This is a genomic window from Erwinia sp. Eh17-17 (assembly GCF_039675725.1).
Taxonomy (GTDB): Bacteria; Pseudomonadota; Gammaproteobacteria; order Enterobacterales; family Enterobacteriaceae; genus Erwinia.
On record NZ_JBDFQT010000011.1, the window covers coordinates 91,552 to 106,448 of the forward strand.

Consider the following 14,897-nt stretch of genomic DNA (forward strand, 5'->3'; position numbering starts at 1 on the left):
CATCAAAAGCGAAAGGTGTTCCCAACAAATTATCCGGTGCGAAAAGTTATTTATCTGGCCGATGAGACTTTTTATTATCGAGTTTGGTGGCCGCCTGAGCGATCGCCTTTAATACGGTGGCAGTGACACAGAATTATTTACAGGGTCGCCCCCCCTCTGACCGTGGTGATCTAAATGCCCCTATCCCCTGCAAATTATCTTTCACGCCAACAAATGCCTTCCATCATACGACAGATATCCAGCATTTATTTGCTGATATCGATTCCGGCCTGCTACATTTCTGTTTCTTCTTTTCACACTGTTAGCCTTGTATATTCATAGTCGTTTCCCTGTTCCCCTGTGTGTATGACTTACCGGGCGGGACAGGTGACCACCTGTAAAACACGGCAGACTGACAAAGACGGTAAAACACGTTTCGCTAACAACAGTAAAAAGACCGTTCCGGCCCTAAAAGCGGCATAATACTGAAATGACAGTATAAAAGCTGATGTACCACACAGGAGAAGTTCTCAGTGATTGATGATTCCGCACGACGCTGGTTGCTCGCGCTTTCAGCACCGATGGTGGCGATAAATGCCGGGCCGGGTGCGGCCTACGACTGCGATCAGTTTTATCCCTTTGATACCCGCGTTGATTTGAAGGGTAGCTGGGGCATTGATTCACGCGAACAGCTGTTTGAGATGATTCTTAGAATGGTCGACAACGGCCATGCGGAGGATCTGGCCCATTATTTCAGACTGTGGCACCGACTAAGCCTGACAGAGTGGCAGGATTATGTCGCGCATCAGACGCCGGACATACAGACTCAGCTGGCTTTGGTGGCGGACAGCGCCGTGATGTGTGGTGACGGCGGGATCCGTGCCTGGGATTTGGCAAGAATGGGTTTTCTTTGCCGTATCGGGCTGCTTAACGACTGGATAACGCCGCCGGAAAACCTGTGGTTGCACAGCCGCCTGGGCGTGCGGGCCCGCTACTATTACACCAGCTGGCAGCACTACAACGCCGGTTTCATTATCGGCAGACTCTACTGGCAGTCACTCAACGCCTCTGACGCCGATACCCGACGTTATGCCTTTAGCGCAGACGCCGGTAGCACCACTAACATTGAATTAATGCGCCAGCTTTACACGCATCCGGAGAGCCCGATATCCCAGCTTCCATGGCATATCGAGATCCCCGGGATGGATAAACCCGCATCATTGCCGGAGATGGACCTGTGAGAAACCCGCTATGTTGGGAAATACTGGGCATTGAACCAACGCAGGATCAGCAGGTAATTCGCCAGGCCTATCGCGACCTGCTGCCCACTTTTCATCCGGAAAACGACCCGGAAGGTTTTAAGCGTCTGCGTGAGGCCTATGAACAGGCGCGCAAAGGCGTAGATGAACCCACCACTCTGTTGCCTGCTGAGCCTCCGGCTACGGTGCCAGAAGCGCCAGAAGGCGATCCCACTGGCCTGCTTGATGCCTTCGGCAAAATGCTCGCCTCTCCTGCTGAGCGTTATCTGCCGGTGAGCTGGCTTCGGTTTATCAGCCGGCTGGACGAATGCCCCGTCACCACTATCGATGAGCTTCGCTGGCCGTTGCTGGAGGCCGTTTTGCAGGTGTACCCTATTTCTGCCGACTGCCTTTTACTTCTGGCTAACCGCCTGCAGTGGCGGATGCGTCTGCCGGAGCTTGATCAGGACACGGCGCGGCGGGCAGACGAGCTACTGGACTTTGCCGACAGAGGCGACATGTTCGATCTTGCCACGCTGGCCCCTCTCAGCCTGGCAGCACAAGACGAAACGCGGAGCTATTTCCATCAGGCCCGGCATTTTTACTGGGAACAACCGACGGGCTGGTTGCGTTATCTGCTGGAAGAACCGCGTGTCATATTCTGGCCATCGTGTCCTCGCCTGATGAATCAGGTCGTACGCTGGTTTAATGTCGCGGCCACGTCGAACGCGGTAGTGCGTGACTACTGTCTCGGGCAGCTTGAACGCCATCCGCACGACCCGGACTGGCTCTATCTGAGCGCCAGCCACTGCGGCATGATGGGGGATAATGAAACAGCCTTCCCACTGTGGCTGACCCTGCATGAGCAGTACCAACATGCTGAAGCTGAGCAATGGTTGCTGGCATGGTGTGCCCGGCACTTTACGGATTATCTTCCCCTGCTGATTCAGGCCCTTGACCGCCCGGAATTTGCGCCTGCTGATTCCGCCACTGGCGATCATGAAAGCGCTTACCGGCCACAGGCACAGTCCCCGCAAACGCTGGTGCGCTGGGCCGAAGCGACGCAGGTCGATGTTTCTCCCCTGGCCGCTGACTTCATCAGCTGGAAATCGGGCCGCTATCGTCCACAGATCATGTTCCCGCATCTTTTGCAGGAAGATGGCACGGATGAACTGCTGCATCTTTACTGGCAGGCCAGCATGTTAACCATGGGCAATGAAGCCCTGCTACAGGCGATCGTTGACCAGCCTGTTTCCGGCACACCGCTGCAAATGATTATTTTACGCGGCCTGCAGCGCCAGGCCCTGCAGCGTCTGGCGTGGCTTCAGGACTCACCTGTGGTGGCAGAGTTCAGCGCGTGGTTATCTGCGCCAGAAGAGACCCCGTTGCCTGAAATTTTTGCCGACAGCGATGGTGCGGCCTGGGCGCAAAGCATCGCCTGGTTATGGCACTGGCGGCCGCTTCCCCATCACAGCCTGACCAGGCTGGCGCAGCATCCGGCGTATGGCGAAAGCGTATTGCCGGCGCATACCAGCTGGCTGTGTTATCTGATCGAAAATGCCTCTATTGTTCTGCCGGAAGAGAGCCAGACTCCACCGCGTGATGCGCTTCGTCAGGTGATGCTGCTGGAGACGATGCTCGACCTTAAGGTTGATAACATCGCCCTGCTCAGCCAGCTGAAAGATTTTCCGCTGGATGAACAGCACCCCTTCTGGTCGATGTATCAGGTATTTACCCAAATTGACCCGGCCCGGGGTGATGAAGTCAGCCAGCTGAAAAGCCACCTTGAGTTGAATAATTCATTGCATTTCAACTGCTGGACCCGGCTACCCGTCAGTATCGAAGAGTATATTTCCCGGCGTGATGAGATCTCGTCCAATGCCGCCCACTACTTCTATCGTTATCAGCCAGAGTGGCAGGAGCGCGTGGGGCAATCCCCCTTCCCATACCGGGCACTTTACCATGCGGTCTTTCTGTCGCATGACAATGCGCGTTATGCCCAGGATAACCTGGAAGCACTGGAGGCGCTCACTGCCCACTCGCCGGAAGACGTGACCTTCAAACAGCAATTGCTGTTGCGCCAGCAGCTGGTGTTCCCTGGGGACGAAACGTTGGCCAGCGGGGCCATTCACGCCCCGGCGGTCGCCCGCGGCATCCAGCAGATTGGCAGCAGTCCGGAATATGTGCTGGACGCAACGCTGCGCGCCGCTGCCGAACGCTGCGTTGACGATCCCGGAGCAGATATTGCATTGCGATTAGCGGCAGCGACAATGCTGCAGGAGAATACCAGCCGTCAGAACGCGTTTGCGCAGTACCCGCAGCGGCGCAGTTATTTCTGGCAGTTCTGGCGAGTGAATTCACGCCTGGGAAGGATGGGGCTGGTATTGCAGATTCTACTGGGAAGCAAGCTCGCTGTCTTACTGGTGAACATGATTTTAGTTGAGGGGCAACTGGCGAATACCGCACTTTCAGCACTGTTGATCGTGATGAACCTTTACAGCGCTGTCGTTCGCCGCGGACGGGATTTAGGCCTGGCATCCGCAGATAAACTGAAAGAAATTAAAATACCTGTACTCAGGCTGCTGGGGATGTACCTGTTCAAACGCGGGATGCGTGAGCCGAACCGCTTTGGCCCACCGCCCGGCTGGTGGCGAAAAAACAGCAAAAAATAAGTGTCTGCCGCCCTTATTCCCGGGCGGCAGATTTTTTGATATTACAGGGTCATATCCTGAAGCAGCCCTTCCAGACGCTGACGCAACGGTGCAATATGACTTTCCTGCTGGCTGGCTAACGCCATTTCAAACTCCTCTAACCACAGGCCAATCTGTCCACGGGTATCGCCCAGCGACTGCGCCCAGGATTTCTCTAAACGCGCCAGCAAGTTACGATTCACCAGCGTGTCACGGGGATGAATTTTGACCGCTGCTAACCTTTCACGACTGCGCTGTTGCTGCTCAGAACTCAGGCCAATCGGACTGTGGTCGATCACTTTACTTAGTGATTCACCGCTGTCAGGCAGGTTCACATCCACTTCCAGCAATCCGTTAATGTCATAGCTGAAACGCACGTCGATATTCTGCAACGCGCCGTTGGGTTTCACCGGCACCTGTAATTCATCGATAAATATGTTATTAGCGACCAGAGGATTCTCACCCTGATAAATAGCAATACGTATAAACGTCTGTTCGACGTAACGGGTAGTAAATGTCTCCACCCGTGAAGCAGGTACGACAGTATTACGCTCAAGGATGGGGGAGAAAATCCCGTTCCTTTGCTCGCTGGCGGTGGCAATGCCAAGCGTATAGGGGCAGACATCGGTGAGGATCACCTCTTCGATATCTTCATTACGCAAGCGACAGGCCGCCTGTGCAGCAGCACCCAGCGCCACAATCGTGGCGGGGTCCAGATGTTGGTGAGGTAATTTTCCGAACAGTTTCACGACCAGTTTCTGAATCACCGGCATACGCGATGCTCCACCTACCAGCACCAAATGGTCAAGCTGCTCCGGACGCAGACGTGCATCGTGCAGCGCCTGTTCGATGGGGGCACGCAGCCGGGTCATCAGCGGCAACCAAATCTGTTCAAGTTTCTCTTCATCAAATGAGAGCGTCCAGGTCTGCTCCTGCCACTGCCAGCGCAACTGCTGTGTAGCATTATGCTGACCGAGCTGGCATTTAAGCTGTTCAGCGCAGTCGTACAGCCGCGCCAGTTCAGTCGCGGGGATGGTTTCCGCATTGAGCTTCCATTCAGTAAGACAGGCCTTAATTATCGCCTGGGTAAAATCTTCGCCGCCCAGATAATTGTCACCAGCTGAACCATGCACTTCAATCAGCGGCAGATCATATTCCAGTACCGTGACGTCAAAGGTTCCACCGCCCAGATCAAATACCAGCGTACGGCCGGTATTCTGGGTGTGTAATCCGTAGGCCATAGAGGCGGCGGTAGGTTCGTTAATCAGCCTGACCGCATTGAGCCCGGCCAGTTCTGCGGCAAACCGGGTCTGTTTGCGTTGTTCATCGCTGAAATAGGCGGGAACAGAGATCACCACGTCTGAGATGTCATGGCCGAGGTAGCTCTGAGCATCCGCTTTCAGGGATTTAAGCACCAGTGCCGATAACTCGGGAGCATCAAAGTTTTCTGTCTCAAGTCGATACTGTTTCTTGCTGCCCATAAAACGCTTAAAGAGCGCCGCTGTTCGCTGCGGATGTGTTGTCAGACGCGAAAGTGCCGGGCGGCCAACCAGCATACGGCCATCGTCATCCAGACTTACCACAGACGGCGTTAAATATTCATTTAATGCATTGGGGATTAGCCGGGCCTGACCATCTTGCCAGACGCTGATTAAACTGTTGGTGGTGCCTAAATCAATGCCGATCGCCGGGACAGCCATCTTCAGTTCCGTCATGATTCTTTCTCATCAATGATGTGTTCCATAGATTTTATTCAATCACATTGAATTATAGAAGCATTTGTAAAACACCGGAGTGACAACACTGCCTGAAGCCCGGAGAATACCGGACTGACCGCGCTCTGACATCCGGCAAAGTGGCCTGGCAGCCCGACGCGTCGCTGCTTGTCGACCAGCGATCATCCCTTCAGCCGTCCCACCCTCTGCGGCCACGGATCGTCAAACTCACCCCCGGTCTGCCACCACGCAATTTCCGGCTCGGTAAGAAAACAGCGGCGTAATGCCCGGCAGAAATCCTCCAGCTGATGATGCTGTCCGATCACCGTCAGGCTGCAGCGACGGTCGCCAAAACGTCCGGGCAGCGCATCCAGCTGCTGCTGCAGTGCACGGCGTTCCCCCTCACTCAGATGATTGTCCCGGTGAGCGAGTACCCCGGCCTTCCAGTAACTGATAAATTCCAGGCTGATACTTCCCGCTGCCTGATTCCACAGCAGCGCCAGATCGTCCCGGCCAGGCAGCCAGAAAAAACCCTTGCTGCGGTGGATACCCTCCCCCATATGCTGTTGGCAGGTATCCCACAGCCGCCTGGGATGAAAGGGGCGATCGTCAAGGATCACGCGCGATTCAATATTATAGGGCTGCGTGCCGCTTAACGGGCGCTCAACAGCCAGCTCCAGTTCTTCAATCAGCGTGGAAACGCGGTGAAAATCATAGTCGGGCATCGCCAGCACGTCAGCCAGCTCCATATTGCCCCAGGGAAGCGCCGTCACCGGCACTCCGGGGTTGATCTGATGGAGAGTACGGGCAATATTCATCACTGCACCGGCGGCCAGACGGTCAACTTTGGTGAGCATCAAATGACTGCAGAACAGCAGCTGTTCCGCCAGAAGGTCTTCGACTCCCCTGCGCTGCTGGCTGACATTCTCCTGCCAGCGCGGCAGCAGCGAAGTGCCTCCGGCATAATCGTTTTCCAGCATCACCGCATCCATCAGTGACAGCAATCCCTGTAACCTGATGCGAGGATGGTTGCGCAGCAGCTTAATCAGCGGCAGCGGGTGGCTGCTGCCAGAAGTCTCAAGAAAGATATGGTCCGGCCGCTGGTGTGCCACCAGCGCTTCCAGCGCGTCGGCGAGCCGGACAATTCCGCTGTGGCTGCTGATGCTGTCGGCAGAAACGGTGATGAAATTATGCTGTTCACGCCCGACGATTTCCGTATTGGCAATCAGCACACCGTCAATATCCAGCTCACTCATATCATTGACGATTGCGCTGACGGAGAGATGCTGGCGGTGCGCCTGTATCAGCAGGCTTTTTAGCAACGTGGTTTTGCCTGACCCCAGGAATCCATTGAGAATGGTTAACGGTATGCGCTGCATCGGATGGTGTGATCCTGACTCTGACGTAAATGATTATCGATATGTTATATCATAACAATAAAAAATACAGCGCGATGGGAGCAACTATCCGAGATACTCAATCACCGACAGTCCGCCGTTGTAATCGGTGCTGTAGATAATCCCCCCTGCATCGACAAATACGTCGCAGGACTGGATCACCTGCGGACGGCCTGGGCGACTATCCATCATCCGCTGTGGTGGTGCAGGCACCAGCGCACCGGTCTCCACAGGACGGTAAGGGTTGCTGATATCGAACGCGCGAACCCCGGCGTTCTGCCAGGTGGCAAAAATCAGCGTGGAGCTGACAAAACTGCCCGGGCGGTTCTCATGCAGGTTATGCGGGCCAAAATGTGCCCCTTTCGCCGCATAATCCCGCTCTTCCGGCTGCGGGAAGGTAGAGATACTGACCGGGTTAGCCGGTTCGCGGATGTCAAACAACCAGATGTGCTTCTCACCGTCCTCCTGATTGTCCAGCACGGCTTCATCCAGCACCACCAGCAGGTCGCGATCCGGCAGCGGCAGTGCGGTATGCGTTCCGCCGCCAAAGGGTGGGCTCCAGTTACGGTGGCTGATTAACTCTGGCTTTGTCCGGTCACTGACGTCGAGCAGCGTCAGGCCCCCGTCGCGCCAGCTGCCGTAGGCGACATCGCCGCTGATAATTGCATGGTGCAGAGCGTAACGCTTCCCGTCTTCCCAGTCAGGCTTCTCTCCGGCGGCAGCATTCATACCCGGAAGCCACCAGCGCCCCGCCACTTCCGGTCTCAGCGGATCGGCCAGATCGATAGTCAGAAAAATGTAATCGCTGAAGCCGTCAGTAAGCGCCGAAACATAGGCCCAGCGGCCGCCAGCGTACCAGATACGGTGAATACCAATGCCGCTCAGAGACAGAAAGCCGACCTCACGCGGTTTATCCGGGGTGGAAATATCAAAAATACGCAGCCCCGCGCTCCAGCCTTTGTCCTGCACGTCACTCACTGTTTCCCCTACCGAACGGGTGTAATAAACCTTCTCATCGGCAAAACGCACGTCGGCAAACAGATCGCGGGCATTGATCACCAGCAGCAGATCGTCATGAGCCTGCAGGTGGACATTCCAGGTACCCGGCGGTGCAGGAATATAAGCCACTGCGCGGGGGTGTTTAGCATCGCGCACGTCAACGACTGAAAACCCCTGCGACACCATATGCCCAATATAGGCATAGCCGCGATGCACCATCAGCTGCACACCATCCGGGCGCCCACCCTGATCGCTGTGCCCAATCAGCCGCATATTGCGGCTGTACTCTGGCGTAGGAAGAATGTGACTCATCGGCCGTTCCTTATTTTTTGTACTTCGCTTCCAGCGTGGCAAACCACGGAGCGATAAAGTCCTCAGTCTGACCCCAGCCCGGGATCGCTTTACTCAGGCCGGAGACACTGACCACACCCGGCTGGCTGACCAGAAGCGCCTGTGGGATCGCCGTGGCTTTGAAGTCATAACTGGCGGGGGTGGCCTCCCCTGCCAGCTTGAGGGCAATCAGTCGCACGTTGGTGGCGCCGATCAGCTTGGGATCCACTGCGGCGGTGACTTTCCACGGACTGCCGGCTTCGCGCATCAGTTGCAGATCCTGGTTCGAAACATCAATGCTGTATAGCTTGATCTCGCTGCGCCCGTTCTCTTTCAGCGCCTTCAGCGCCCCCTGGCTGAACGCATCCCAGGTTCCCCAGATCGCATCAATTTTTCCTTTCGGATATTTAGCCAGTAGCGCACCAACCTTGTTGGCCGTGTCGCCCTGTACATCGGACGACACGGCTCCCACTGACTCCAGTTCGTGGATGCCCGGATTCTCCTGCAGCAGCGCCCTGTAAGCTGCCTGACGACGTTCCATCGGCGGATAGCCCGCTACCCACAGCTTGATGATATTGGCCTTACCGTGGTGGTCGCTGATCAGCTGACCGAAGGAGAGCGCGGTAAGTGATGCATCATCCTGCTGCGTCACGGTTGCCCCCGGCAGATTCCCCTCAACCGCCGTATCAAACACCGACACGGCAATCCCGCTGTCGGTAATTCGCTTAATCAGACCGGTGGAATAAGGGGCGCGACCCTGTGACAGGATAATGCCGTCGTACTTCTGGCTGATAGCCTGATTGACGAAGTCCTGAAAACGGGCGTCATCACCGTTGGTCAGAAAAGTACTGACTCTGAAGCCCAGCGCTCTCCCCTGCTGCGTGGCGCCCTGCACGAACTGGGTGGTGTTATCATCCGATCCCAGGTTACGGATCACCGCAATACGGATGGGGCCATCGTGGCTGGCAATTTTTTCCGGAACCGGAGCCTGCGTGGCAGCCTGAGTGGGCAAACTGCTGACAGCCCAGATGACCAGTAAAGAAATTAGTGGTTTCATCGGTGAATCCCTGTGGCGAAATAAGAAAAAATGGCGTCTGTTTTTTGGCAGGTGCACTCTCTGCCAACCCGCTAAGTCACTTTTTCACAGCTGGCAACCCACTGACAAAGAAGTAAAAAGAATAACCCGGTGCAAAAAAAGTATTAGCCTGATGCCGTTGACAGCCCCACGATAGAAAAAAATCAGGGGACGCTTATGAACAATACCGATATTCAGGTCGTGGCCGGTCCGGCAAACTTTTATTCTCATCCGGGGGCTCTGCTACGCCTGGACGACTTTTACAACCAGGATCAACTTTCTCGCGCTTTGTGGATCTACGGCGATCGCGCGATCGCGGCCGCCAGACCCTGGCTGCCCGCCAGTTTTTCCCTGCCGGGTGCGCTCCATCTACCCTATGGCGGACACTGTACGGAACAGGGTCTGGCTGCGCTTTCACAGGCGTCGGGAGACGACAGGCAGGTGGTGATCGGCGTCGGTGGCGGTGCCCTGCTGGATACCGCCAAAGCGCTGGCACGCCGTCTTAATGTATCCTGCGTGGCCATTCCAACCATTGCCTCAACCTGCGCTGCCTGGACTCCACTGTCCGTCTGGTACAACGCCGCCGGTCAGGCCTCCCATTATGAAGTGTTTAAGGATGCTAACCATCTGGTGCTGGTTGAACCCGAAATTCTGTTGCAGGCACCGGTGGAATATCTGCTGGCCGGGATCGGCGACACGCTGGCGAAATGGTATGAAGCAGTGGTGCTGGCCCCTGAACCGGAGAAACTGCCCTTAACGGTGCGGCTGGGGATCGACACGGCAGCCACGCTGCGTGATGTGCTGCTGAACCAGAGCGCTGCAGCGCTGGAGGATCAGTACCAGGGCGTGTTGAGTCAGGACTTTCGCGATGTCATTGATGCGATCATTGCCGGTGGCGGCATGGTCGGCGGGCTGGGCGAGCGCTATACGCGCATTGCTGCCGCTCATGCGGTACACAATGGCCTGACTATTCTGCCGCAGACTGCCCGCTATCTGCACGGAACGAAAGTGGCTTACGGCATCCTGGTTCAGTGCATCCTTCTTTCACAAACCGAGATGGCGCAACAGCTGATCGCCGCCTATCAGCGGTTTAATCTGCCTACCACGCTGGCAGAGCTGGATGTGGATATCCGCAACCAGCGGGAAATCGATCGGGTGATAGCCCATACGCTTCGCCCGGCAGAGTCGATTCATGCGCTCTCTATCCCCGTTACCCCTGAAACACTGCATGCCGCTTTGATGAAAGTGGAAGAGCTGGGCCAGCAACCTCACGGTTGATGACCCGAAATGGCGTTTTTACTCTGTCAGTTTTTTTGCGTTTAGCCGGAAACTGGCTGGTGCTGATGTGGAAAAATTTTCTGTTAATCTCGCTTCTACAGGTACCCAGGGAAAGACCAGATACAGGAAATTTATCCACAGAAACGGGGGATAATACGGTGTGTAACATCCTTCAACCAGAGATAAACTTATCGCCATCAGAAGATATCACACTGATTTAACGTCTATTTTTTAGCGCGTTCAGCGACTTCACTCATCACTCGCTTATGGCTGACTTTATCACCAATGACCTTGTACCAGCCCGCCAGTTTTCTGACATCCGTAAGCGGGACTTTTTCTGCCCGATCGTAAGCCGTCAGACGGTTGCGGTACTGTTCCATGATGGTAATGCAGCGTCGTGCCCAGTCACCCTCCAGCTCTGAACCGGCCAGTGCACGCGGGCGGCGCGGGAATTTAGGGCGCAGCGGTTTACTGGCTTCTGGAGTGGATTCATCCACATAAGAGAACTTGATCGACACCACGGTGCGGCCTTTTTTTACGGGTTCCCAGATCACTGAAATGTCCGTATTAGCGTTAATGCGCGCCAGCGTGGGTTCAAGCAATTTCTGGCGAAAGTCGCGGTAATCCTCATACTTGCCCTGCAGTCCGGCCTTTTCCCGCATCCAGTCCAGTGCCAGCGTCACCTCAATGGCTTTACTGGATTTACGGCCATAAAGATTTTTCGCCTTGATCAGCCAGCCGTAAAGCCTTACGGAAAACGACGTATCCAACTTGGCAATATTCGCAAAATTCAGCTTGGTAAAAGACTCTTTCAGCTCATAGAGATAGGGGGCTACATCCTGGCCAAAGCGCAGCACAACGGCACTTTGCTCATCGCTGCTGACATATTCAAGACGTGAAAACCATGACAGCTGCACGGTACGCATCTTGCCCGTTTTACGATCGGGCAGGTAGATAGTGACGGGTTTTTTCATCAGGCTCTCGGCTGCTTCCCGTAACTGACGATGGCTGCTGGTGGGATTCAGGCCGTAAATACGTTGATAATCATGGGGAAACAGACGGTAAAGCGCATCCGGCTGAGGTTTTCTGCTGTCGATCTGCGCCAGAGCAAGATTAAGCAGACGCATTTCATCAAGCGTCACGCTGTAGGCCCCCTCAAGGAGGTCATTACCCTGCACTACGGTCAGTTTGTTCAGCTCCATGTCGCCGGATCCCTTTGTGGAATGTTCAGCAAAGTATTCCACACAAAAAATATCGAGGTAAAGTGAAAATTACCTCTTATTTATTCTTTTATATCAATGAATTACTTACATCACATTCATATCAAGACATAAAATCTTTCCACATTGCCTGCCCTGAAGATCGTAAATCCTTTCACAGGGATCCTTTCAGCTCCGTCCGCGAACATAAAAAGACTCCACATATTTCTCGCCAACCTAACAGAAAAAAACTCCACCTTTGCTCCTCTCTCTGCAGAAAATTCTTCCACATTAGGCTGGTTGTTCACAATCTGGCAGCGTATACCGCAGAAATTTTTCATGATGAGGTTATTTATATTATTTATTTTCAATAAATTAGAATAAAAACCATCAGGAAATCCTTCCACATTATCTGGTATATGGGTCATCTTTGAAGGTACTCAACCTCGTGTAAATGGCGTTCTGCAGAAAATCACTCCACATATCACAGGAAATCACTCCACGTTTCATCGTCAGACAACGTGGTTGCGGGGGACAGCATAAAATCATTCCACGTTTTATGGAAAAAGTGACATTGTCACCCCCTCCAGTCTGCAACAGAAAATCTCTCCACATTTAATGTTAATCAGTACCGATAGCAGTGAACAGAAAATCACTCCACATAGGCTAAGTAAGAAAATGATGAGCAGAAAATTCTTCCACGTATACATAGAGGTATTCGCATAACTTATTGGTGTTACTTGAAAAAGGTACGTGAGGGTGTGTAACCTTTTGGCGTTAGTGATTGAATGATTGTGACCCAGTCACTTTATGAATTGCGGTCAACAGAAAATTTATCCACCTTACTGACGAAAGAATGGAACACAGGGATCGGGAAAGAAGATCGTCAGGAGAGACTGCGAAGAGAGTTATCCACAGAAAATCTCTCCACATAAGAATATTCTAATAAATCAGAAAGTTATCAACAGGAAAAAACTCTACATATAGCAGGAAATATCTCCACATAAGACAGAAAATTACTCCACCTGACGCAGGAAATCACTCCACGTAATGCTCTGTAAGTTATTGATTTTAATAAGCAATATGACCCCTAAAAGAGAAAGATCTAAACTATAAAAAGAAAAACAAACACTATGGGATCTTTTTTTAATAACGATCCTTTCCAGTGATCCCACTCTGAACGGTAAAGGCCTGACCGGAGAGGATCGCTGATCCGCCCAGCCAGGGTATATACAATCAGCGCGTTTCATTCTCAGGCAGCCAACCTTCGATAAGCTCTGTAAGAACGTCTTTCATTTCACGGCCCTGCATAAAACAGGCAGTCTTGAAGCGACGATGGAGTTCTTCATCGATATTCGTCTGCAGCTTTTTGACGCCACCGCCTACCGGTTTGCTCACGGCATCAAGAGCGGGTGCCAGCTGGCGATGCTGGCCGAGTTTCATTTTCATACCAGAAGCTCCAGAATTTCGTTAGTCATCACTTCAATCTCCCCTTTCGCGTTACCGTCTGAGGTATCGAATACGGTACCTCCGTCCAGCATGGTACGTATGTATACCTGACGCTGCGTTGTTGCGGTTTTCAGCGCCGGAACACCCGTATCGGCAATGGATTCTTTCAACACTTCAAGCATGCGCGTGGAGGCCACTTTTTTGGTGATCAGAAAACGGGCTATTACCGGCTGCAGGTTCTCGCGCGCTTCAACGACGGCCAGAATCGCGCCACAGGCAGCAAAATCGAGCGGTGAAGGTGTTACCGGGATCAGAACCAGGTCACTGACCATGACGGCAGCCGATGATATGGCAGTAATTGCCGCAGCCCCGTCGATCACCACGAAGTCATAATCTTTTAGTTGCTTACGTACGGTATACACTTCTTTTTCAGAAGCCGCCTCGGCAAGGTCAAACTGGCATTTCGTTTCATCATACCAGTTGCTGATACTACCCTGAGGATCGGTATCGACCATCACGACCTTGTGTCCTTTGCGCGCAAGACAGGTTGCAATATTGATGGAGGTTGTGGTCTTCCCTACCCCACCTTTTCCGTTTAGGAAAGAGATGATTTTTGTCGCCATTAGGCACTCCTGCAGGAATCTGGCTGGTATCCCCGGATTACAGAATCCTGAGATTATAGGATTTATAAATCACAGGATTATATCATCCTGTGATGCAAAGATACCGTAATCAACACTTGCACACAACGTCCGGAGAATCGATAATCATGTAATCATGTAATCATGTAATCATGTAATCATGTAATCATGTAATCATGTAATCATGCTGTTTTGTGATATTGCTCGGCCACCTGATATCGTCGACGACTTCTAAGGTTCACGGGTGGCAAGTGTCTGGATCGCAGAATTTAAGGGCAGTTTTGGGCAGGCGTGTTTCGATGCAGAGTGGGTGTCGCAACAGGGATAAATCATGCCGGGAGACTGGGCAGTACGGCCTTATGACTAACACGCAGAAAGCGTATATCATCATTGACCCGGCACGAGTGTATTCCTTTGTACCCGAAGGTGTACGCGATCTACTCCCTCTTACTGATTCAATGATTCCAGAATCATTGAATCTCAGGATTCTAGAGCCATTAAAAATTGCTTCCTGATATTTTCAATGACCCTAAAATAATCCTGAAATCCTGAAATCCTGAAATCCTGAAATCCTGAAATCCTGAAATCCTGGCGTTGACATTAGCAGGGAGAAAGGCTGTTGTATGCTGAGATGCTGAGATGCTGAGATGCTGAGATGCTGAGATGCTGAGATGCTGAGATGCTGAGATGCTGAGATGCTGAGATGCTGAGATGCTGAGATGCTGAGATGCTGAGATGCTTAGCATTGCCATTGCCAGTAGGAAGCAAAAAATACCTGCCTGAATCCCTGAATCCCTGAATCCCTGAATCCCTGAATCCCTGAATCCCTGAATCCCTGAATCCCTGAATCCCTGAATCCCTGAATCCCTGAATCCCTGAATCCCTGAATCCCTGAATCCCTGAATCC

The 14,897-nt window shown here is 53.1% G+C and carries 12 protein-coding genes; 3 read left to right on the forward strand and 9 right to left on the reverse strand.

Annotation, left to right across the window (positions count from 1 at the left end):
• Positions 1-512: 512 nt before the first annotated feature.
• Positions 513-1,220, forward strand: a complete 708-nt coding sequence (locus ABEH87_RS20025; RefSeq protein ID WP_346578968.1) for a DUF1266 domain-containing protein — start codon at positions 513-515, stop codon at positions 1,218-1,220.
• Positions 1,217-3,889 carry a hypothetical protein gene (locus tag ABEH87_RS20030; protein WP_346578969.1) on the forward strand — a complete coding sequence of 891 codons (2,673 nt, stop codon included), beginning with the start codon at positions 1,217-1,219 and terminating at the stop codon, positions 3,887-3,889. The genes ABEH87_RS20025 and ABEH87_RS20030 overlap by 4 nt, the downstream gene beginning before the upstream one ends.
• A 41-nt stretch (positions 3,890-3,930) precedes the next feature.
• On the opposite strand, the gene ABEH87_RS20035 is transcribed toward ABEH87_RS20030, so the two are convergent.
• From ABEH87_RS20035 to ABEH87_RS20050, 4 genes are all read right to left on the reverse strand, one after another.
• Complete coding sequence (locus ABEH87_RS20035) at positions 3,931-5,622, reverse strand: molecular chaperone HscC (protein WP_346578971.1); 1,692 nt, start codon at positions 5,620-5,622, stop codon at positions 3,931-3,933.
• 182 nt (positions 5,623-5,804) lie between these two features.
• Positions 5,805-7,001 (reverse strand): GTP-binding protein, encoded by a 1,197-nt coding sequence (locus ABEH87_RS20040; RefSeq protein WP_346578973.1) that lies wholly within the window; start codon positions 6,999-7,001, stop codon positions 5,805-5,807.
• An 84-nt stretch (positions 7,002-7,085) separates the two neighbouring features.
• Positions 7,086-8,330: an LVIVD repeat-containing protein gene (locus tag ABEH87_RS20045; protein WP_346578975.1), complete on the reverse strand. Its 1,245-nt coding sequence runs from the start codon at positions 8,328-8,330 to the stop codon at positions 7,086-7,088.
• 10 nt (positions 8,331-8,340) lie between these two features.
• Entirely contained in the window at positions 8,341-9,405 is a 1,065-nt protein-coding gene (locus ABEH87_RS20050) for a sugar ABC transporter substrate-binding protein (protein ID WP_346578977.1), read from the reverse strand.
• Positions 9,406-9,600: 195 nt separating this feature from the next.
• On the opposite strand from ABEH87_RS20050, the gene ABEH87_RS20055 reads away from it, so the two are divergent.
• The gene (locus ABEH87_RS20055) at positions 9,601-10,701 is read left to right on the forward strand and encodes an oxidoreductase (RefSeq protein ID WP_346578978.1); all 1,101 of its coding nucleotides are present in this window, start codon (positions 9,601-9,603) and stop codon (positions 10,699-10,701) included.
• A 224-nt stretch (positions 10,702-10,925) separates the two neighbouring features.
• Here the strand turns inward: ABEH87_RS20055 and ABEH87_RS20060 are convergent, their stop codons facing one another.
• The 5 genes from ABEH87_RS20060 to ABEH87_RS20080 all read right to left on the reverse strand — a co-directional run.
• Complete coding sequence (locus tag ABEH87_RS20060) at positions 10,926-11,903, reverse strand: replication initiation protein (protein ID WP_346578980.1); 978 nt, start codon at positions 11,901-11,903, stop codon at positions 10,926-10,928.
• A gap of 116 nt (positions 11,904-12,019) precedes the next feature.
• The gene (locus ABEH87_RS20065) at positions 12,020-12,328 is read right to left on the reverse strand and encodes a hypothetical protein (RefSeq protein WP_346578982.1); all 309 of its coding nucleotides are present in this window, start codon (positions 12,326-12,328) and stop codon (positions 12,020-12,022) included.
• Positions 12,329-13,136: 808 nt separating this feature from the next.
• On the reverse strand, positions 13,137-13,349 hold the full coding sequence (locus ABEH87_RS20070) for a plasmid partition protein ParG (protein WP_346578984.1): 213 nt from the start codon (positions 13,347-13,349) through the stop codon (positions 13,137-13,139).
• Positions 13,346-13,972 (reverse strand): ParA family partition ATPase, encoded by a 627-nt coding sequence (gene parA / locus ABEH87_RS20075; protein WP_346578985.1) that lies wholly within the window; start codon positions 13,970-13,972, stop codon positions 13,346-13,348. Before parA ends, ABEH87_RS20070 begins: the two co-directional genes overlap by 4 nt.
• A 515-nt stretch (positions 13,973-14,487) precedes the next feature.
• The coding region (locus ABEH87_RS20080; RefSeq protein ID WP_346578987.1) for a hypothetical protein at positions 14,488-14,897 on the reverse strand (410 nt) is incomplete at its 5' end.